Here is a 21,268-nt window from a genome sequence, read left to right as displayed (position 1 = left end):
TTTTTGTAACTGCAAACGCAGAAGATTTCGAGGCGCAGTTTGGCGCAAGCAAAACCGGATGGCACCTTCGCACCATCCGGTCGGTATTGTCAGGCGCTCTATTCGCGAGCTGACATGCGCAGGAACTTACTGGCTGGTCGTGTTCTGATCCGGCACCGGCTCGACCTCCGGAGCGGCGGCCGGCGGATCCATCGGGGTTGCATCCTGCTGTTCAGGCTCAATGCTCTGGGTGGTCGTGTTGTCGCCTTCGCTGCAGGCGGCGAGGCCGAGAAGGGCCAGTCCCGAAACGGTGGCAGCTAGAAACTTCTTCATATCCACTCTCCATACAAAAGCGCATCTCCAAAGCGCGTTGCCGCACTCGCATCTGTAGAATGCACGCACCGGCCTGGAGTTTCGTCACGTTGAGTGACCAACCGTAACGTTATGGGAATATGGGGAAGCCCTAAAGGCTGGTGGCACTGCGGGCGGCCTGATCGTATTGGCCGGAAAGTGCGTGCATGACGGCAGCGATGCCAGAAAGCGCGTCTTCATCGAGCTTGAGCCGCTTGGTGCTGGCAACAAGCAGTGCCTCGCGGACTTCATGATAACGATCACAGGCTGCTGCACCTTCCGCGGTGGCCTTGACCGTCTTTTCCTTGCCCCTGCGACCGGTCTTGACGAGACCGAGAGCGGCCAGTTTTTTGATCGCATAGGAGGCCACGTGCACATCCTCGATGTTGAACATCATGCACAGTTCCGAAAGGGTCTTCTCCCGGTTTCTGTGATTGACCGCATGCAGGATCTGCACGGCGGTGGGCTGAAGTCCCGGAACGCCTGCTGCCGCCATGCAACGCACCATCCAGCGCTCGAAGGAATGGCTCATCACGGTCATCGCAAATTCGATCTCCGATAATGCCGGCATGGCGCCTGCAGCCAGATGGGCGGCGGAGACAACCGGTCCGACTTTCCTTTCGGCGTTCGACATCATTACCTCGCGAGCATGTTTTGCGGCAGCCACAGCGCCAGTTGCGGAAACAGGACGATCAATACAACAGCGACGATCATCATGAGGAAGAACGGCAGAGTCATGCCGGCGACCTTGAGAATGTTTTGGCCGGTCAGTCCCTGAATGACGAACAGGTTGAAACCCACCGGCGGCGTGATCTGACTCATCTCGACCACGATGACGAGATAGATGCCGAACCAGATGATGTCGAGCCCCGCCGCCTCGACCATGGGCAAAATGACGGAGGCCGTCAGCACGACAATGGAAATGCCGTCCAGAAAACAGCCGAGAACGACGAAGAACAGCGTCAGCGCAGCGAGCAGTGCGTAGGGTGAATAGCCCTGCTCCGCAATGAACTGCGCCAGCGCCCGTGGAATGCCCGTATACCCCATGGCCACCGTCAAAACCGATGCGCCAGCCAGAATGAGCACGATCATGCAGGAGGTGCGTGAGGCGTTGCGCAGGGCATCGGCAAATGTCGCACGACTGAGCGTGCCGGTGAACCACGACAGTGCAAGCGAGAGAACCACCCCCACGACGGCTGCCTCCGTTGGAGAAGCAAAGCCACCATAAATCGAACCGATAACGCCAACGATGAGCGCGAGGATTGGAAACAGGCGACGCGTCTGCCAGATGCGTTGCAGATAGGGAACACGCGCATCGGGCTCGGGCATGCGCCGACCGTTGATCAGCGACCAGACCGCCGTATAGCCCATGAAAAGCGCTGCCAGCATCATGCCCGGAACCACCCCGGCCATGAACAGCCGCGCGATGGACTGCTCCGTGGCTGCTCCGTAAACAATAAGGATGATCGAGGGTGGTATCAGCAAGCCGAGCGTGCCGGAGCCTGCAAGCGAGCCGATAGCCATGCGCTCGTCATAGCCACGCTTTTCGAGTTCGGGCAGAGACATGCGTCCGATGGTGGCCGTGGTGGCGGCAGACGAACCGGAGACGGCGGCAAAGATGGCGCAGCCCAGAATGTTGACATGCAGAAGCCGGCCGGGAAGACGCCGCATCCACGGTGCCAGCCCCGCAAACATGTCTTCCGCGAGCCGTGTTCTGAACAGGATCTCTCCCATCCAGACAAACATCGGCAGAGCGGCAAGGTCCCAGGAGTTGATGGAACCCCAGACCGTAGTGGCCATCACGGCGCCGGGCGGCACTGGGACCATGATAAAGATGGCAGCAAGACCGGCGATCATGAGCGCCAGGGCGACCCAAAGGCCAGCGGCGAGCAAAACGAGGAGCAGGCCGCCGAGCGTCAGGGAAATGGTGAGAAGGTCCATCACACCTCCTCCGCCGCGCCGTTTTCACGCGTCAGATACGACGGAGACCTTCCGGCGAGAGCCGCGAAGAGATCGTCCAGCAGGACGAGTGTGAAAATGCCGATCCCGAGAGCCATGACCGCCTGCGGAATCCAGAGCGGTATCGCAATGATGCCATAAGAGAATTCGTTGAAGCGGAAACTGTCGAGCGCCAGCTTTGCCGCGTAGTGGAAGAAGAAGCCGGAGAGCGCGGCAGCGAGGACCAGAACGAAAATTTCCGCAACCCGGCGCATGCTCCCGGGCATGGCCGTAAGTCCCAGAGTGACGCGGATCTGGGCCCCGCCACGCAGCGAGCCGGCAAGGGCCATGAACGATGCTCCCACCAGAAGAAACCCGGCAATCTCGGCCAGCGACGGCACAAGAAAGCCATAGGGCGGCAGTCCGAGCAGACCAAGCAGGGTATCGACCACGCGCCCCATGACCTGGGCGAACACCAGAATTGCAATTGCACACAGCGCAGCCATGGCCAGCCACTCGGCTGTGCCATAAAGCCGGTTCAGAATTTTTCTCATTGTCGTCGTCTCCGCTCCGACGGTCTCTTTCTGGCCACGCAGGGGACGCAGTGTGGACCACCGGCTATCCGGTCGCCCACAGATGCGGTCAAAGCGGTCAGTTCCTGTAGGCCTCGAGCACGGCCTTGCCCTGATCGCCGGCCTTTTCCGCCCACTCGGAGGACATTTCTTCACCAATAGCGGCCAGCCCTTCCTTGAGCTCGGCGCTCGGCATGGTGACGGTGATGCCATTCTCCTTCAGAATATTCGTCTTGTCCTCGGTTTCCTTGACGGAAGCCTCCCAGCCCCGCTTCTCGGCAGTGGCTGCGGCCTCGAGAACGGCAGCCTTCTGGTCTTCGGGCAGTGCATCGAACGCGGCCTTGTTCACGAAAACCATATTGCGCGGGAGCCAGGGCCTGCGTGTCCGAGTAATGCGAGAGGAAATCCCACACCTTGGTGTTTGCACCGGTTGATGGCGAGGTGATCATGGCCTCGACTCGGCCGGTGGCGAAGGCTGTTGGCAGATCCGGCACCTCGACCTGTGTCGGCAATGCACCGGCAAGCTGGGCTAGCCGCTCCGTGGCAGCATTGTAGGCGCGCATCTTAAGCCCCTTGAGATCGTCGACCGTAGAAATCTCTTTCTTGGAGTACAGCCCCTGCGGAGGCCATGGCACGGAGAACAGCAGCTGAAGCCCCTGCTCCTGAAGCTTTGCGGCAAGCTGGTCCTTCGACGCGTCATAGAGTTTCTTCGCGTCATCGTAGCTGGTGGCCAGGAAAGGGATGGAATCCACCTCGTAGATTGGGTCTTCATTGGAAAGACGAGACCCCAGAACCTCGCCGATCTGGGCCAGCCCCTGACGCACGGCATTCTTGATGTCGGGGTGTTTGAAGAGCGACCCGCTCGAATGAACGGTGATTTCCAGCCCGCCATCGGTGGCGGCTTTCACATCCTCGGCGAACTGGACGATGTTCTGCGTGTGGAAATTGGTGTCGCCATAAGGCACCGGCATGTCCCACCTGGTCTGGGCAGATGCCGCAGTAGATGCCGTAGTTGCAAAGGCAAGCGCAGCGGCAGCCAGAGCGAATTTCGTGGAATGATGCATATCAAGTCTCCCATTGTGTGACGCAAAGGAGGCGTTTCCCGCCATTCTTATTGCAATATGATCAGCGTTGCACACTCAGATAATATGTCAATAAATTATTGACGTTTTATCCGAGACATGGTTCTCCTCTTGGCAAGGATAATGCGAAGGAAGTGATGATGACAGCAGGGAAATGGGATTTCTGGATCGACCGCGGCGGCACATTCACCGACGTCATCGGCCGCGACCCCCATGGCGGGCTCCATGCCCGCAAGCTGCTTTCTGAAAATCCGGAGGCCTATGCCGATGCCGGCATACAGGGCATTCGCGATCATCTGGGCGTCAAGAAGGGCGAGCCCATGCCCTCGCATCTGATCGGCGATGTGAAAATGGGCACGACGGTTGCCACCAACGCTCTTCTGGAGCGCAAGGGCGATCGCGTGGCGCTTCTCATCACCAGAGGCTTTCGGGATGCGCTGAAAATCGCCTATCAGGCGCGGCCCGACATCTTCGCCAAGGAAATCCTCCTTCCCGAACAGCTCTATGAGCGCGTGATCGAGGTGCCGGAACGCCGCAGGGTCGATGGCACGGTGGAAACGCAACTCGATCTCGACGCCGTGAAAGGCGAGATCGAGGCGGCCAGGTCTGACGGCATCGACGCGGTCGCCATCGTTTTCATGCATGCCTGGAAATTCCCGGAACATGAGAAAGCCGCTGCAAGCCTTTGCCGCGACTCCGGTTTCTCGCAGGTCTCCGTCAGCCACGAGACCTCGCCGCTCATCAAGCTGGTGGGGCGTGGCGACACAACGGTTGTGGATGCCTATCTGTCGCCGATCCTGTCACGCTATGTGAGCCGCGTGGCCGCCGAACTGGGCGTCGACGAGAACGGCGAAGGCCCGGGACTCAAATTCATGATGTCGTCGGGCGGCCTGACGGCAGCCGACAAATTCCAGGGCAAGGACGCGATTCTTTCCGGCCCCGCCGGCGGCGTGGTCGGCATGGTGGAGACCGCGCGGCTTGCCGGCTTCGACAAGGTGATCGGCTTCGACATGGGCGGTACCTCTACGGATGTCGCCCATTATGATGGAGAATATGAACGCGCCTTCGACACGGAAGTGGCAGGCGTGCGCATTCGCGCGCCGATGATGCGCATTCACACCGTGGCCGCCGGTGGCGGCTCGGTGCTGCATTTTGAGGACAACCGGCTGAAGGTCGGTCCGGATTCGGCCGGCGCAAACCCCGGCCCCGCCTGCTATCGTCGTGGCGGGCCGCTGGCCGTGACCGACGCAAACGTGATGCTGGGCAAATTGCAGCCCGACTTCTTCCCCGCCATTTTCGGCCCCGCGCAGAACGAGCCACTCGACGTGGACGCCGTGCGCGCGCGTTTCACCGAGCTGGCTGAAAAGCTCGGCGACGGACGCCCACCCGAGGCGGTGGCTGAAGGTTTTGTCACCATTGCCGTGGAAAACATGGCCAATGCGGTGAAGAAGATTTCCGTGCAGCGCGGCTATGACGTGACGGGCTATCTCCTCAACTGCTTCGGCGGCGCGGGCGGCCAGCATGCCTGCCTCGTAGCCGACGCGCTTGGCATGGAAGCGGTGCTCATCCATCCCATGTCGGGCCTGCTGTCGGCCTATGGCATCGGGCTTGCGACCGTGTTCGCCTCGCGCCAGCAGGCGCTGATGAAAGCCTTTTCGGAAAGCTCGCTGGACGCCATCGAAGCGCTTTCGGGCTCGCTGCGCGAAGAGGTGCGCGAAGAGCTTGCCGATCAGGGCATTACCGGCGACAAGATCGCCTGGGCCACCAAGCTCGAAATCCGCTATGAGGGCACCGACACGACACTGCCCATTGCCTTTGACGGATCGCTTGAGGCCGCCAGGGGCCGCCTTCGAGGCAGCGCACAAGGCGCAGTTCGGCTTCGTTTATGACGACAAGCCGATGGTGGTGGAAGCCGTCAGCGTCGAGGGACTTGACGCCGGGGATGGCCGCCCCGTTGAGCAGGAGCAGGCAACCAGCGACGCCATGCCCGCCCCCGGCGAAAAGCGCGCGATCTTCTGTGACGGTGCATGGCACGATGCCGGCATCTACCGGCGCGAAACGCTTTCGCGCGGTGCGAAAATCAACGGCCCTGCCCTCATCATCGAGGCCAACCAGACGGTTGTCGTGGAGCCCGGCTGGCAGGCCGAGATCACCGCGCTCGACCACATCCTGATGCGGCGCGTGGAAAAGAAGGCCCGCATGGCAGCCCTCGGCACCGAGGCCGATCCGGTAATGCTGGAGGTCTTCAACAATCTGTTCATGTCGATCGCCGAGCAGATGGGCGTGACGCTGCAGAACACCGCCTATTCGGTGAACATCAAGGAGCGGCTCGACTTCTCCTGCGCGGTTTTCGACCAGAACGGCGCGCTGGTGGCAAACGCCCCGCACATGCCGGTGCATCTGGGCTCCATGGACCGCTCGGTGGGAACCGTCATCCGCCTGAACAAGGGCAATATCCGCCCCGGCGACGTGTTCGCGCTGAACGCGCCTTACAATGGCGGCACGCATCTGCCCGACATCACGGTCGTCACGCCCGTGTTTGACGATCACGGCGAGAACATTCTGTTCTACACCGCCTCGCGCGGCCACCATGCCGATGTCGGCGGCACAGCACCCGGCTCCATGACACCGCTGGCGACCACGGTGGATGAGGAAGGCGTGCTGTTCGACAATTTCTGCCTCGTCGAAGGCGGCAGGTTCCGCGAAGAGGAACTGCACACGCTTCTGACCGACCACCCCTACCCCGCACGCAACCCGCACCAGAACATCGCCGATCTGAAGGCGCAGATTGCCGCCAACGAAAAGGGCGTGGCGGAACTGCGCAAGATGATCGACCAGTTCGGTCTGGACGTGGTGCAGGCCTATATGGGCCATGTGCAGGACAATGCGGCGGAAGCCGTGCGCCGCGTGCTCGAACGCCTGCCGGACGCATCGGAATATGAATATCCGACCGACACGGGCCAGGTGATCAAGGTGAAGATCACCGTCGACCGCGAGAAGCGCGAGGCGACCGTCGACTTCACCGGCACGTCAAACGTTCAGAAGAACAATTTCAACGCGCCCGAACCGGTGACCCGTGCTGCCGTGCTCTATGCCTTCCGCGTCATGGTGGAAGGACAGATCCCGATGAATGCGGGCTGCCTGCGGCCAATCAACATCGTGATCCCCGAAGGCTGCATGCTGCGCCCCTCCTATCCGGCGGCAGTGGTGGCCGGCAATGTGGAGACGTCCCAGCACGTCACCAACGCGCTGTTCGGCGCTATGAAGGCGATCGCCAACAGCCAGGGCACGATGAACAACCTGACCTTCGGCAACGACGCGTATCAGTATTATGAGACCATCTGCTCCGGCTCGCCGGCTGGCCACATGAATGACGGGCGCGGTTTTGACGGTGCGTCGGGCGTTCATGTCCACATGACCAATTCACGCCTGACGGACCCTGAAATCCTCGAACTGCGTTTCCCGGTTCTGCTTGAGGACTTCCACATCCGCGAGGGTTCCGGCGGCAAGGGCAAGTGGAATGCTGGCGACGGCACGCGCCGCACCATCCGCTTCCTCGAAACCATGGAATGCGCCATTCTCTCTTCCCACCGCACCCTGCCGCCACGCGGCGTGGAGGGCGGCGGAAACGGCGAAATGGGCAAGACCGAGGTGCGCCGCAAGGACGGTCTTGTCGAAACGCTCAAGGGCTGCGACCAGACGGTGATCGAGGCCGGTGAAGCGGTGATCGTCACCACGCCCACCGCCGGTGGGTTCGGCAGGGCGTAGAGCGCTCGGCACTGCGGGCGGGGAATATTCCCCGCCTTTAACAGCCCCGTCACACTCGGTCATTCAGCGTTCACGCGCCTGTCATGGAAGCGCAGTAGCCCCTCAACAAAAGATTGAGGGAAGAGACCCATGACAGATCTTTCAGCCGGCACCGGCCTTTCCACCCGCCGCCATCTCGGCAAGGCGGTCTATCAGAACAGGGCCACCACGCGCGCAGGCCTTTCCGAACGCCTCTTCGCCCTCCTTTTCTCGGGCCTCGTCTACCCGCAGATCTGGGAAGACCCCGATGTGGACATCGCGGCGATGGAACTCGATGAGAGCCATCGCATCGTCACCATCGCGTCGGGCGGCTGCAATGTGCTGGCCTATCTCACCCGCCAGCCGGCGAAGATCGACGCCGTGGACCTGAACGCCGCCCATGTGGCGCTCAACCGGTTGAAGCTCACTGCGTTCAAGACACTGCCTGCTCATGGCGATCTGCTGCGTTTTTTCGGCGCGACCAACCAGCGCTCCAACAGCGAAGCCTATCGCCGCTTCATTGCGCCAGCGCTGGATGCCCAGTCCCGGCGACACTGGGAAAAGCGCGGGCCGCTTGGCCGCCCGCGCATCAACGCCTTCACGCGCAATTTCTACCGCAAGGGCCTGCTCGGCTTCTTCATCGCCGCCGGTCACACCGTCGCAAAGTTCTATGGCGTGAACCCGGCCGACATCATGAAGTCGCGCTCGCTCCGCGATCAGCGCATCTTCTTTGACGAGCAGTTACGCCCGCTGTTCGACCGTGCGCTTGTGCGCTGGGCCACCTCGCGCAAGGCATCGCTGTTTGGTCTCGGGATCCCGCCAGCACAGTATGACTCGCTCATCACGGCGGGTGACGGCACCATGGCGGACGTGCTGTCGAGCCGTTTGGAAAAGCTCGCCTGCCATTTTCCGCTCAAGGAAAACTATTTCGCCTGGCAGGCCTTCGCCCGCCATTATCCCGCGCAGGGCGAGGCAACCCTGCCCGCCTATCTGGAGCGCAGGAACTTCGAAACGATCCGCGCTGCGGTGGACAATGTGACGGTGCACCACGCGAACCTGATGGATGTGCTCGGCAAAAAGCCGGCACAGAGCGTGGACCGCTACGTTCTGCTCGACGCGCAGGACTGGATGAACGACGATCAGCTCAACGCGCTGTGGAGCGAGATCACCCGCACGGCAGCACCTGGCGCGCGCGTCATCTTCCGCACCGCCGCAGCGCCGAGCCTTTTGCCGGGCCGCGTGAACGACAATATCCTGAACCACTGGCGCTATGAGAAGGTCCGCTCGCGTGAGCTCCTGGCCAATGACCGCTCGGCAATCTATGGCGGGTTCCACCTTTACGTTAAAGCCGGCTGAGTATGGTCATGCCGCAGACTGCCGCGCATGCAGGCCTGATGGACGGCGTCTATCGCCGCCAGCGCCATATCTACGATTTGACGCGCAAATATTATCTGCTTGGGCGCGACAGCCTCATCCGCGATCTCAAGGTGCCGGAAGGCGGCGCGGTGCTGGAACTCGGCTGCGGCACCGGGCGCAACCTGGCGCTTGTTTCGCAACATTATCGGAAAGCACGGCTCTTCGGCCTCGACATCTCGCAGGCGATGCTTGCCACGGCACGGCGGCGCATGGAGCGCGAGGGGATCGATGCCCGACTGGCCAAAGGCGATGCATCGTCCTTCGATGCCGAGGCGTTGTTCGGACAGGCCCGCTTCGAGCGGGTTTTCATCTCCTATTCGCTGTCGATGATCCCGCCATGGCGCGAGACCATTGCAGCCGGGCTCGACTGCGTCGCGCCCGGCGGCTCGCTGCACATTGTGGATTTCGGCCGGCAGGAGCGGCTGCCGGGCTGGTTTCGCGCAGGACTGCGGCGCTGGCTTGCGGCCTTCCACGTGACGCCGCGTGATTCACTGCGTGAAGCGCTGGAATCGGAATGCGAGAAACGGGGCGCAAGCCTGCGTTTCGATTCGTCTTTTCGCGGTTACGCCGTGCAGGCGATTGTGGAACTGCCCGCAGCAGACGAGATACTGTTGCAGTAACGTGGTGCGTGGTTCGACAAGCTCACCATGAGGGAGGTGATTGGCTGTGCGACTCGTGAGCAAGGGGGGGAACCGATCTTCACCGCGAAGCTCCACGTCCCTGATGGTGAGCTTGTCGAACCACGCACCACTCCACCCTATTCCATCTTCCCCGGTAATTTCGCCAGAGCCTCGATCAGCGCCTGCGGCTTGTAGCCGAGGCGCGAGGGCGTGAGGCCCATGCGCACCACCACCATGCGCAAAGACGGGATGACCGTGATGGTCTGACCGTCATGACCGAGCATCCAGAATGCATCGGCTGGCAGGTCGAACCCCTCGTCTTCCGGAACGCCGCGCGGCGTGTTGGCGCGGGGGCCGTGCAACCAGACATGACGGCCATACTCACCTCCGGAAGCTTTTGTAGGGGTACGCATCCACCGCACCCACCCTTCCGGCAGAATGCGTTCATCCTTCCACACCCCGTCCTGAAGGAGAAGCTGACCGAACTTCGCCCAGTCGCGCGCAGACGCATAGAGGTTAGAGGAACCGACATAGGTGCCGCGCGTATCTGTTTCGAAGACCGCGCTATCCATGCCTAGCGGACCGAACAGGGCGTCATAGGGCCAGACCAGCGCATCCTGCGGCGCCTTGAACGTGTCCTGCCACACACGCGACAGGAGGACGCTGGTGCCACTCGAATAGTTGAAAACCTCGCCCCTGGGCGCTTCCAGCGGCTGCCCGGCTACAAACGCCGGCATGTCCGTCTCCAGATAGAGCATGCGCGTGACATCGCTCACATCGCCGTAATCCTCGTTGAAGTAGAGACCACTCTCCATTCCAAGAAGATCGGCGACGGTGATCCTGGAGCGTTCATCATTCGCCCATTCGGGGAAGAGGTTGCTGTCTTCGACGGATAATCGGCCAGCCTTGACCCGGGTACCAATGAGAGCTGCAGTGACGGTCTTGGTCAGCGACCAGCCGATAAGGGGCTGGTCGTAGTGAGCCACATCCTCTCCGAAGCGTTCCCCGATGATGCGGCCATCCCGCACGACGACAACGGCGCGCATGCCAGGGCCGGTGAGGGCGGGATCATCGAGCAACTCGGCCACCAAGGGATAGTTGTCAACGTCGATCCTAACCCCATCCGGCCACAAATCCATGCTCCTTGGAGCGGGTTCAACTCCCTGAAAACGGATGCCGAGCGCAGCTTTCACATCACCATCGGGCACTACGGCGCAGCCGGTCGTCCCCCGATAGACGGCAAGCCCGTTGCCAAAGACACCGAAGAGGCCGGTGTGGACGGTTGCGTCGGTCGGATCCACACGGAAGCGCATGAGTTTCAGAAGCGGATGTCCGGGGGCCTGCACATCACGCTCAAGTACCGTCTGTGCGTCGCGCCCGGCGACAAACACATTGGAACAGATGATCTTGGCCGCGTAGTTGGAGCCGACACGAGTGAGGGCTGGTGGTGCGACGTAAAGCCAGAACGCTGCTCCAGCGGTGGCCGCGATAAGTATAAGCGAAAACGATAATAATAAGAGCCTGAAACCGGTGCGCATTCTGACCTGCTCCCTCTCACTCGTAACGGCCGCACGGCTCATCCCGTGGTGACTGGGCCGACAAGTTCGCCTATTTCTACTGACAATGCCTCACTCATATGATTCGCACCCTGAGGAGCCCAGCTCATCATGCGTCGATTGATGATCGCCAGTCTATTCGCCTTGCTCGCCGGCTGCTCAACCGTCAACTACGATTTTTCCGACGTTGCTCCTACGGTGCAGCCTGCCGCGACAAACAGTGGCCGGGTGGTGCGCTTCGCCGACTCCGATCCGCACGAATGGGAAGGCGGTGCACCCTGGCATTATGCGGTGCACGGGACGGATGTGGCCAAATATCAGGCCGATATCGACTGGAAGAAAGTTGCCAGCAACAATATCTCCTTCGCTTTCATCAAGGCCACCGAAGGCGGTGACATGGTGGACGAGTATTTTGCGCGCAACTGGCGCGCAGCAAAGGCCGCGGGTGTTCCGCGTGGAGCCTATCATTTCTTCTATCACTGCCGCCCGGCCATCGAACAGGCGCGCTGGTTCATCAAGAATGTACCCCGGGATCCTTCCGCGCTACCGCCCGTTCTGGACATGGAGTGGACACCCTTTTCGCCCACCTGCACCCTTCGCCCGCCGGCTGAAAAAGTGCGCGAACAGATGCGGATTTTTCTCAACGCGGTAGAGCAGCATTATGGCAAGCGGCCCATCATCTACACCTCGATCGACTTCTTCGATGACAATAATCTGAGCAGCTTCAAGGGCTATCCCTTCTGGCTGCGCTCGGTGGCCGGCCATCCTGATGACAAATATTCGAACCATCCATGGGTCTTCTGGCAATATACGGGCACGGGAGTGATCCCGGGGATCGAGGGAAAGGCCGACATCAACGTGTTCAACGGAAACAACAGGGCCTGGCAAAACTGGCTCAGGGCCAATGCCAGCTGATCACCGAACAGACCTTTTCGCCCTCCAAACAAGGAGCTGACACATGCGCAGAAAATCCATCGCGCTCGGAGTGCTATTTGCCCTGAGCCTAACCGGAACCGCCGCAGCGCAGAAGTGCGGCGGCGACTTCAAAGCCTGGCGTGATGGTGTGCGGCGGGAAGCGGCGGCCGCTGGCATCGGCGAAGGCGGACTTTCTGCGCTGGACCGCGCCGGTATCGACAAGAAGGTTCTGCAACGGGACCGCGCGCAGGGTGTCTTCAACCAGACCTTTGCTGAATTCGCCAATCGAATGATCAACAGCTACCGGCTGAAAAACGGTGCAGCCAACCTCCAGAAATATTCAAGCACGTTCAAGAGGGCAGAAAACGAGTTTGGTATTCCGGGCCCGGTGATCGCATCCTTCTGGGCGCTGGAGACGGATTTTGGTGCCGTGCAGGGTGATTTTTCCACGCTCAATGCCCTTACCACGCTGGCGCATGACTGCCGACGGCCAGAACTCTTTCGCCCGCAGCTGATCGCCCTTCTAAGGCTCATCGATCAGGGCTGGGTGCCTGCCAGTGTTACCGGTGCCTGGGCGGGAGAAATCGGCCAGATGCAAATGCTGCCTTCCGACTACCTAACCAAGGGTGTGGACGGGGACGGCGATGGCAGGGTGGATCTGAAGGGGAGTTCGCCCGATGCCATTCTGACGGCTGCAAAAAACCTCCAGTCTCTGGACTGGAAACCCGGCGAACCCTGGATGGAAGAAGTTCGTGTTCCGGCCCAGATGGCGTGGGAAAAAACTGGCCGTGTCAACAAGCTGCCACGCTCGGAATGGGCGGCAATGGGTGTGACACGTCGTGATGGCAGCCCGCTACCTTCCGACAGGATGCCAACAGGCCTGGTGCTTCCGATGGGGCACAAGGGCCCGGCTTTTCTGGTCTACGACAATTACGACATCTATCTGGAATGGAACAAATCTCTGATCTACACACTCACGGCCGCGCATCTGGCCACGCGTCTCGATGGCGCACCGCGTTTCGATGTGCGATCTCCCGAGCAGGGGCTTGCGCCCGAAACGATGAAGCAATTGCAGCGCAAGCTTGAACAGCGGGGTCATGATGTGGGCGGGGTCGACGGCATACTGGGTGCCGGCACGCGCGAGGCCGTTCGCCAGGAACAACTGCGCCTTGGCCTGCCTGCCGACGGATGGCCGACACCGACGCTGTTTTCCAACCTTTAGGCTCTTGCTCCAGACGCCCCGGCAGCCGCTTCTTCACCAGCTCGCCGGGGTTTTTCTTCCGCCATTTCGGCTGCGGCCGTCGCCTCGGCGGCTTCCTTTTCCGTCTTTTCCTCTTTCTTCCGAGCAGCCTTCGTTGCCCTTTCAAGCGCACGGCGGGCGCGCCATTTGCGCAGGATCATACGGCCTGCGCGATAACGGGCACGCACCCACCAGAGCCCCTCACCGACATTCCCGATCTCATCGGCATAGGCTTCTGAAAGCGCCTCGCGATAGGAGGAAAAGCCCTTGGCTGCGACATCTTCGATGCGGCGCATGACCGACATCCAGGCAGGCGAGAACAGAAGCGAGATTGCGGTGACGGCGATCGCGAGACGATAGCTGTCCTGCCCCAGCGCGCCCGCCGACAGGCCGGCCGCCGCCAGGACGAAGGAAAACTCGCCGATCTGCGCCATGGAAAGACCGCCAATCAGCGCCGTGTTGCGGTCATGCCCGGTGGCACGCAGCAGAAAAACGTTGAGCAGCGTCTTGGCCGCGATGACGAGGAGCGCGGCTCCCAGCACCATCCAGAGATTGTTCCAGATATAGCTCAAATCGAACAACAGACCGATGGACAGGAAGAAGATCACGACGAGGATGCTCTGGATCGGCTCGATCACGGGAATGATGCGCGCGCGCAGGTTGGAATTGCCCACCAGAATGCCGGCAACGAAAGCACCATAGGCGGGCGAAAGACCGAGAAAACCCGAGAGAGCCGCCACACCGAAACAGACACCCAGCGCGCCAAGCGCCAGGATTTCGACATTGTCGGCAATCGCATCGGCAAAGGGTACGCGCAGCTTGCCGCGCCGCCCAAGCCACCACAGGAGCCAGCCGAGAAAACCGACCGCCAGTGCCACTTTTGCAGCGATGGCAACGAGGCTGGTATCCGCGCCACCCAGCGCGGAGACGATGATGAGCATCGGCACAACGGCGATATCCTGTGCGATGAGAACCGCTATGGCGATGCGCCCTGCATCGCCGCGCAGTTCATCCATGTCGTCGAGCATTTTCATGGCGACGACCGTGCTGGAAATGCCGATGATGAAGCCGAAGATGATCCCTTCGGCCACGCCTGTCCCGGCCATCCACGCGATCGAAAGACCGATGGCCAGCGCCACCGAAAGCTGCCCAAAGGCCACGAGCACAGCAGGTCTGAGGCTCATGATGAAGGCTCTGAGCGAGAGCTCCATGCCAATGAAGAAGAGCAGCATCAAGACGCCCATCTCGGCAAGCGCGGTGACACTTTCGGAATTGCCGATCAGGCCAAAACCGGTTGGCCCCATGAGAACGCCGGCCAGAATGAACCCCACCAGTGGCGGCTGTTTGAGGCGCATCAGGCCGAGCCCGAGCGCAATGGCCACCAGGAGGACAAAGGCGACCTCCGTCAATGGAAAGGCATGTGCTTCCGCTTCCAAGGTCAGGTTTCCTTCCCTTTTGCTGCCGATCAGTCCGCCATGGTTTCGAGGCTGGCAAAGCCTTCCGGTGCGGAGCCCGCATCAAAAGGTGTTTTCACCTCGACGAACGTATCGGGATAAAACCCGTTGAAGCGGGTTCTTAGCGACAGGGAATAGGCGCCAATATGGCCGATCTCGATCCAGTCGCCGGTATCCACCGTTTCCGGCAACCAGAAAGGCCGCGAGAGGATATCCACGGAATCGCAGGTCGCCCCGCAAACCTTGAACGGCACCAGCTTTTCAGGATCGCCATTGCGATTGCGGATCGCGGGATCGGGTATGAAACGGGCCGGGAGGGTGATCTTTCCTGTCCATGAATCGGAGAGCGAGGCCCAGATCCCGTCATTGATGTAGAGCCGGCGGCCCTTGCGCAGGAGAACGCGCACGATCAGCGAAAAGGCGCGCGCGACGATGACGCGGCCGGGCTCCGCCACGAGCGGCATATCGTCAAAACCCCACTCCACGATATCGGCCCGCAGCCGCGCCATGATCTCGTCAAGGCTTGGCATCTCGGGCTTCTTGCGGTTGGGATCGTGGCCATACTCCGCCGGGAAACCGCCTCCCACGTCGAGCGCGGCAAGCTCGACGCCTGCCCTGCCCCGCACCCAGTCTGCCGAGGCAAGCGCACGCTCATAGGTGTCCGGATCCTGGATCTGAGACCCCACATGGAAACACAGGCCGAGCTTATAGCCGTGCCGGTCCAGTCGGCGCAAAAGCTCGACCGCCTGCGCGGGACCCGCGCCGAATTTCTTCGACAATTCGTAGGCCGCATGGCCCTTGGTCTGAATGCGCACGAAAACGGTGAGTGAACCGGGGTCGATGTCGAGCGCCCGAACCACGCGGATCAGTTTCGTCACCTCATCCTCGTGATCAACCACGATGACGCGGATGCCATATTCCTCAAGTGCGAGCCGAATGTCCGACTGCGCCTTGACCGGATGCATGTAAAGCATCTCGGCGTTGGGTGCGACGGAGCGTACGGCTGCGAACTCTGCCGGAGACGCCACATCAAAGGCTTCGACACCGGCCTCGGCCAGCGTTTTTAAAACGAGCTTCTCACCATTGGTTTTCACCGCATAGGCTGTCTTGCCGGGAAACTGCCCCATGAAATCGCGTGCATCGGCTTTCAACACTTCGGGCCGGAAGCAGTAGACCGGATCATCGGGACGTAGCTTGAGGGCAGCGTCTCGGGCGGTCTCAAAAATCTGCATGGGCAGCTCCTGGTTCGGATGAACGCAAAGGACGGAAGGGAAGCGTAGTGGATTTGCCGTTCATGTAAACGCTCCACCCGGACGTTCGCGGCGGAAATTGCAGCCGGGCAGGTTTCGGGTGGGCGCTCCCCTCCTCATTAATTAATGCGCTGGACACATGAACGATCCCGAATTGAGAGTCCCGCAATGACCGCACAGGCACCCGCCCAGACAAACGCGCCTCAGATGTCTGCCCGGAACTGGGGGCTTCTCCTGCTGCTTGGCGCTGTGTGGGGCGGCTCTTACTTCTTCGCCCGTGTCGCGGTCAGCGAAATGCCGCCGCTCATGCTGGTCATGTTTCGCGTGTCGATTGCCGCGCTTGTCCTTCAGGCATTCCTTGCCGTTCGCGGACCGTCTTTTCGCATTGCCTTGCCGCTCGCCGGCAGTTTTTTCGTGCTGGCCCTCCTGAACAACGTCATTCCCTTTTCACTGATATTCATGGGCCAGACCAAGGTGGGTGCGGGGCTTGCTTCAGTGCTGAACGCCACGACGCCATTCTGGACCGCGATCCTCGCCAACATGCTCACCACCGATGAAAAACTAACCCCGGTGAAGCTGACCGGCATCGCATTCGGCATTGCAGGCACGGGCGTGATGATCGGCCCGGGTCTCCTCAACGGGCTGGGCGGCCCACTCTGGGCGAAGCTCGCCATGATCGGAGGGGCCATCTCCTATGGTCTCGCCTTCATCCATGGGCGTCGCTTTCGCGGCGTTCCCCCAACCGTCGTCGCCACGGGGCAGCTCACCGCCTCCACCATCATCATGATTCCGCTGGTGCTCACACTCTACGGACCGGAAAACCTGTTCAGCTTTTCCGATAACATCTGGGCCGCGGTCATCGGACTTGCCGTTCTGTCAACGGCGTTTGCCTATCTGATCTATTTCCGGGTGCTGGCAAACGCTGGCGCTACCAATGCATCGCTCGTTACCTTTCTCAATCCCGTAAGCGCCATCCTTCTGGGAAGTCTTCTTCTGGGTGAACGACTGGCTTTCTTCGAAATCGGAGGAATGGTGCTGATCGCCACCGGACTGCTCATCATCGACGGGCGGGTTCTTGCGCGCATCCGTTAACACAAAGTGAATCGGCCCGAATGCCCAATGAATTCAAACGCACGCGGCATTGAAAGGTGGTTTTTTTCACAAACTTGCCGCAGCGCAGCATAAAATCCGCTTGCCGGATGCCGGTCCATCCATAGAATCCGACCCATAAATTAGCAGAGGAGGCTATGCCATGGGACTGACACGGCCTGTGAATGCACTGATGATTTGTGCGGCATTCGTGTTCATCGGCGCCCTGGTAATGGGCGTTTTGCCGTAAACGCATAACCGGAACAGCCACCTCAAAGGCAGCGGATCCGGAATTTGTTAATACCATACGAAAAGGGCCGGTCGTTCCGGCCCTTATTTTCATACAGCAGCAGGATTTCATGCGGCGGCAGGTTGCTCCACCTTCGTGCCGGTATGCGGCCGAATGCCGATCATGTGGCAGACCGCGTAGACTAGATCGGCCCGGTTCATTGTGTAGAAATGAAAATCGTCAATGCCGCGTTCCATGAGGTCGAGCACCTGTTCGGCAGCGACGGCCGAAGCCACAAGCGCGTGAATCTGTGGCTCGTCTTCCAGCCCGGCGAACCGTTCAGCAAGCCAAGCAGGGATGCTTGCGCCGCAACGCCCCGCAAAATTGGCGACCTGCTTGAAATTGTGTATCGGCAGGACACCTGGAACAATCGGGATGTAAATGCCGGCACGACGCGCGCGCTCGACATAGCGCTCATAAAGATCGTTGTCGAAGAAGAACTGCGTGATGGCGCGCGTGGCACCATTGTCGACCTTGCGCTTCAGCATGTCGATATCGGTCGCAAAGTCCGGGCTCTCCGGATGTTTCTCGGGATAGGCGGAAACGGAAATGTCGAAATCGCCCTGACGTTTCATCGCACCGACCAGCTCGGCGCCATTGGCATAGCCGTTGGGATGAGGCCGATAGGCAGCACCGACACCGGCACTCGGATCGCCGCGCAGGGCCACAAAGCGCTTAACGCCCATATCCACGAACTCGCCCACCACCTGGTCGACATCTTCACGCGATGCATCCACGCAGGTCATGTGCGCAGCCGGCGTGAGCCGCGTTTCCTCCAGAATGCGCCTTACCGTGCGCGCCGTACGCTCGCGTGTGGAGCCGCCGGCACCATAGGTGACGGAGACGAAGGACGGGGAAAGCGGCTCAAGCCGTTTCACCGTCTCCCACAGACGCGCCTCCATGGCATCCGTCTTCGGTGGGAAGAACTCGAACGACACACGGAGCTTGCCGGCCGCATCGGGCTGGCGGGAAAAACGCTGTTGCGGCATCAAGCCGTCTCCTTTTGAGCAAATGACGGCACTGCGCCGTCAGCAATCTGCATGCGCCGGTCGCGGGCAAGCCAGAGCTTGACCGTAAGGCCTTTTCCAGCCTCACCCTGCGGCGCAAATTCAAGTGTTTCGGTGAGGTCGAGCTCGGCCTCTTCGAGCCATTCGGCAATCTGGCCATCGGCCAGTCCAAGACGCATATGAGCATGCTCTTCACGCAGGAACTCATGCTCATGCGGCGCGAAATCAACGATCACCAGCCGCCCACCCGGCCGTAAGAGCCGGGCGGCTTCGCGTATGGCAATGCCTGGCCGGTCGATATAGTGCAGGACCTGATGGATGGTCACCAGATCATGGGCATCTCGCTCGAGCTGCGGGGCGGAAATATCGCCAAGCCGAACCTGCGCATGGCCAATGCCGGCGCGGTCGAGATTGGAGCGGGCGACCGCCAGCATCTCACGCGAGAGGTCGATCCCGACGGCGCGTTGATAGAGAGGCGCAAAAAGCTCCAGCATCCGCCCCGTGCCAGTGCCAAGATCGACCATGGACTGAAACGGCCGCGCGCCGATCAGTTGCAAAAGCTCTTCCTCGACCGCCTTGTCGGGCACGTGGAGTGAGCGAATCTGGTCCCAACTGGCCGCATTTTGTGAAAAATACTCCGCCGCCCGCTCTTCACGGCGGCGCTTGATGGCGCCGAGGCGCTCCAGATCGCGCTCGATGACCGGATCAGCCTGATCCAGCCTGCCAACCACACCGTCGACAAACTCGCGCGCTGCCTCGGCATCGGAGAGACGGAAATAGGCCCAGGACCCTTCCTGATAGCGAACAATGAGCTGGGCTTCCAGAAGAAGCTTGAGATGGCGGGAAACACGCGGCTGCGACTGACCGAGGATTTCGGTCAGGTCGGTCACCGTCAGGTCCCCCTGCGACAAAAGCACAAGGATGCGCAGGCGGCTGGTTTCTGCCGCCGCTTTCAACGTGTCGACCATCTGGTCGAGTTGAATTGCCGGACGCATGAGCATGCGCTTCTCCCAATAGATATAAAGATATGTTTATATCGTTTCGACTTGCTTGGCAAGATGACACGGTCCAGTGTGCACAACGCACCAAAACGCGCAGCATCCACACAAAACAAGGGTTTCAGGAATGAAGCGGGCCTCCACCGGACGGCGCAAATCGGTCGACAAGGCGTTGACGCTTCTGATTCCCTGGGCGCCCATGGCCGATGCCGAGGCGATCCGCGATAAGGCCAGTGACCGCAAGCTGCGCACCCTGCCGCCAGCCATCGCGGTGTGGCTCGCCACGATCACCCATATACGACATGAGCATACGGATTATGATCAGATGCTCGAAGACGGCTACGACCGGGACGCGGCGCGGCATTTCATCGTCGACGACATCAACACGGTTCTGACGCGCTGGCGCGCTACACGTCTGCTCGATCCGGAAGAAGAGGACGGGCTGGAAGCCCGGCAGGATTAATGCGGCAGAGCGCTACATCATCCTGAGCAGTGCACCGCCGATGGAATAACCCGCACCGAACGCGCAAAGCAGCCCATGCTCGCCGGGTTGCATGTCCCGGTGCGTCTCTTCCAGCGCGATGATGGCTCCAGCGGCTGCCGTATTTCCCAGCCGGTCGAGCACGGTTGGCGCGCGGTCCTGTCCCACCTCGCCGCCGAAGGCCAGCTTGAGGATCATGGCGTTCATACGCGCATTGGCCTGATGCAGCCAGAAGCGACGCATCGTGTGGGGCGTGTGGCCGTGCTCTGCCAGAAAGTCGACAATGAACTTGTGGCCGGCAACGGTCACATCCTTGAAGACCTTGTTGCCATTCTGCTTGATGAGATTGCCTTCCATGGCGAGATAGGACGGATCGTCCTGTGCCAGGCGGCTCATGAAGCCGAAATTCGTACGGATGTTGTTGGAAAACTGGGTCCAGCTGCGCGTGTCGACGATCTCGAAACGACCGGGGCGCTCTTCGCTCGCGCCCAGCGCCTCGATGAGGACGGCCACCGAGGCGTCACCGAAGATGAAATGGGTCTGCCGGTCGCGGAAATTCAGATGCGCGGTGATGAGTTCCGGCGTGACGACAAGCACACGGCGATGTGCACCGGAGCGCACGAGATTGGTGGCCACATGCAGGCCGGCGAGCGCCGAGGAGCAGCCAAGCCCAAGGTCGAAGCCCGCACCGCTCGTCCCCAGCGCTTTCTGGATTTCGATGGCGATGGCCGGATAGGGCCGCTGATGATGGGCGGACGCACAGATGACGAGATCGACATCGCGCGCCTCGACACCGGCATGGGCGAGCGCCTTGCGCGCTGCGGCAACGCCAAACTCGGCCATGACGGAAAGCTCGTCATCAGCCCGGGCGGGAATGTTGGGCGCCATACGGGCAGGATCAAGAATGCCCTCGCGCTCATAGACATGACGACGCTTGATGCCGGAGGCATTCTCGATGAAATCCGCGTCGGACTTTGCCAGAGGCGGCAGTCCTCTCGCCTCGCGCTGCGGGTTCTCCGTGTCGACCCAGGCATTGAAGCTTTCGACCAACTCTTCATTCGAGATCGATTCTTCGGGGATTTCCACGCCAACCCCGCCAACGCAGACGCGCGTCATGGCGTTCGAATGGTGCGGTGCAAAATCTGAAGCTTCTGTCTCGCCGGTGCGCAACATGGTCCGTGCCTGTGTTTGCCTTCTGGGGCGGATTTCCGATCAACCGCCATGGTGTCCTGGAAACACGCTTGC

The 21,268-nt window shown here is 60.8% G+C and carries 16 protein-coding genes and 2 pseudogenes; 7 read left to right on the top strand and 11 right to left on the bottom strand.

What is annotated here, in order from left to right; translation table 11 throughout:
- Positions 1-126: 126 nt before the first annotated feature.
- From AB2N04_RS09620 to AB2N04_RS09600, 5 genes and pseudogenes are all read right to left on the bottom strand, one after another.
- Positions 127-312, bottom strand: coding sequence for a hypothetical protein (locus AB2N04_RS09620; protein ID WP_367718560.1), 186 nt, complete (start codon positions 310-312; stop codon positions 127-129).
- A gap of 130 nt (positions 313-442) precedes the next feature.
- Positions 443-964 carry a winged helix DNA-binding protein gene (locus AB2N04_RS09615; RefSeq protein WP_367718559.1) on the bottom strand — a complete coding sequence of 174 codons (522 nt, stop codon included), beginning with the start codon at positions 962-964 and terminating at the stop codon, positions 443-445.
- Positions 965-966: 2 nt separating this feature from the next.
- Positions 967-2,271, bottom strand: coding sequence for a TRAP transporter large permease (locus AB2N04_RS09610; RefSeq protein WP_367718558.1), 1,305 nt, complete (start codon positions 2,269-2,271; stop codon positions 967-969).
- Positions 2,271-2,822 carry a TRAP transporter small permease gene (locus AB2N04_RS09605; RefSeq protein ID WP_367718557.1) on the bottom strand — a complete coding sequence of 184 codons (552 nt, stop codon included), beginning with the start codon at positions 2,820-2,822 and terminating at the stop codon, positions 2,271-2,273. The genes AB2N04_RS09610 and AB2N04_RS09605 overlap by 1 nt, the downstream gene beginning before the upstream one ends.
- A 97-nt stretch (positions 2,823-2,919) precedes the next feature.
- Positions 2,920-3,904: pseudogene (locus AB2N04_RS09600) on the bottom strand (TRAP transporter substrate-binding protein).
- 158 nt (positions 3,905-4,062) lie between these two features.
- On the opposite strand from AB2N04_RS09600, the pseudogene AB2N04_RS09595 reads away from it, so the two are divergent.
- The 3 genes and pseudogenes from AB2N04_RS09595 to AB2N04_RS09585 all read left to right on the top strand — a co-directional run bounded on the left by AB2N04_RS09595 (position 4,063) and on the right by AB2N04_RS09585 (position 9,744).
- A pseudogene (locus AB2N04_RS09595) lies at positions 4,063-7,690 on the top strand (hydantoinase B/oxoprolinase family protein).
- Between the two features lie 129 nt (positions 7,691-7,819).
- A complete protein-coding gene (locus AB2N04_RS09590; RefSeq protein ID WP_367718556.1) occupies positions 7,820-9,064 on the top strand; it encodes a DUF3419 family protein in 1,245 nt (414 codons plus the stop codon).
- 2 nt (positions 9,065-9,066) lie between these two features.
- Positions 9,067-9,744 (top strand): class I SAM-dependent methyltransferase, encoded by a 678-nt coding sequence (locus AB2N04_RS09585; protein WP_367718555.1) that lies wholly within the window; start codon positions 9,067-9,069, stop codon positions 9,742-9,744.
- A 137-nt stretch (positions 9,745-9,881) separates the two neighbouring features.
- Here the strand turns inward: AB2N04_RS09585 and AB2N04_RS09580 are convergent, their stop codons facing one another.
- The gene (locus AB2N04_RS09580; protein WP_367718554.1) at positions 9,882-11,282 is read right to left on the bottom strand and encodes a serine hydrolase domain-containing protein; all 1,401 of its coding nucleotides are present in this window, start codon (positions 11,280-11,282) and stop codon (positions 9,882-9,884) included.
- 129 nt (positions 11,283-11,411) lie between these two features.
- Between AB2N04_RS09580 and AB2N04_RS09575 the strand changes: the two genes are divergently transcribed.
- Positions 11,412-12,215, top strand: coding sequence for a GH25 family lysozyme (locus tag AB2N04_RS09575; protein ID WP_367718553.1), 804 nt, complete (start codon positions 11,412-11,414; stop codon positions 12,213-12,215).
- A 43-nt stretch (positions 12,216-12,258) separates the two neighbouring features.
- On the top strand, positions 12,259-13,437 hold the full coding sequence (locus AB2N04_RS09570; protein ID WP_367718552.1) for a lytic murein transglycosylase: 1,179 nt from the start codon (positions 12,259-12,261) through the stop codon (positions 13,435-13,437).
- Here the strand turns inward: AB2N04_RS09570 and AB2N04_RS09565 are convergent.
- Positions 13,434-14,891 carry a cation:proton antiporter gene (locus tag AB2N04_RS09565; protein ID WP_367718551.1) on the bottom strand — a complete coding sequence of 486 codons (1,458 nt, stop codon included), beginning with the start codon at positions 14,889-14,891 and terminating at the stop codon, positions 13,434-13,436. The genes AB2N04_RS09570 and AB2N04_RS09565 overlap by 4 nt on opposite strands.
- A 29-nt stretch (positions 14,892-14,920) precedes the next feature.
- Positions 14,921-16,141 carry an alanine racemase gene (locus AB2N04_RS09560; protein ID WP_007008376.1) on the bottom strand — a complete coding sequence of 407 codons (1,221 nt, stop codon included), beginning with the start codon at positions 16,139-16,141 and terminating at the stop codon, positions 14,921-14,923.
- Positions 16,142-16,327: 186 nt separating this feature from the next.
- Here AB2N04_RS09560 and AB2N04_RS09555 point away from each other — a divergent pair, with 186 nt between their 5' ends.
- A complete protein-coding gene (locus tag AB2N04_RS09555) occupies positions 16,328-17,251 on the top strand; it encodes a DMT family transporter (protein ID WP_367718550.1) in 924 nt (307 codons plus the stop codon).
- A gap of 354 nt (positions 17,252-17,605) precedes the next feature.
- Here the strand turns inward: AB2N04_RS09555 and metF are convergent, their stop codons facing one another.
- The gene (gene metF / locus AB2N04_RS09550) at positions 17,606-18,526 is read right to left on the bottom strand and encodes a methylenetetrahydrofolate reductase [NAD(P)H] (protein ID WP_367718549.1); all 921 of its coding nucleotides are present in this window, start codon (positions 18,524-18,526) and stop codon (positions 17,606-17,608) included.
- Positions 18,526-19,545 carry an ArsR/SmtB family transcription factor gene (locus tag AB2N04_RS09545; protein ID WP_367718548.1) on the bottom strand — a complete coding sequence of 340 codons (1,020 nt, stop codon included), beginning with the start codon at positions 19,543-19,545 and terminating at the stop codon, positions 18,526-18,528. The genes metF and AB2N04_RS09545 overlap by 1 nt, the downstream gene beginning before the upstream one ends.
- Positions 19,546-19,669: 124 nt before the next feature.
- Between AB2N04_RS09545 and AB2N04_RS09540 the strand changes: the two genes are divergently transcribed.
- The gene (locus AB2N04_RS09540) at positions 19,670-20,005 is read left to right on the top strand and encodes a DUF2293 domain-containing protein (protein WP_367718547.1); all 336 of its coding nucleotides are present in this window, start codon (positions 19,670-19,672) and stop codon (positions 20,003-20,005) included.
- Between the two features lie 12 nt (positions 20,006-20,017).
- On the opposite strand, the gene AB2N04_RS09535 is transcribed toward AB2N04_RS09540, so the two are convergent.
- Positions 20,018-21,139: a beta-ketoacyl-ACP synthase III gene (locus tag AB2N04_RS09535; protein ID WP_367718774.1), complete on the bottom strand. Its 1,122-nt coding sequence runs from the start codon at positions 21,137-21,139 to the stop codon at positions 20,018-20,020.
- Positions 21,140-21,268: the final 129 nt, after the last annotated feature.

It is taken from the genome of Nitratireductor sp. GISD-1A_MAKvit, from assembly GCF_040819555.1.
In the GTDB taxonomy this organism is placed as follows: Bacteria; Pseudomonadota; Alphaproteobacteria; order Rhizobiales; family Rhizobiaceae; genus Nitratireductor.
Note: the sequence above shows the minus strand (reverse complement) of the source record. Positions and strands in the feature narration are given on the sequence as shown.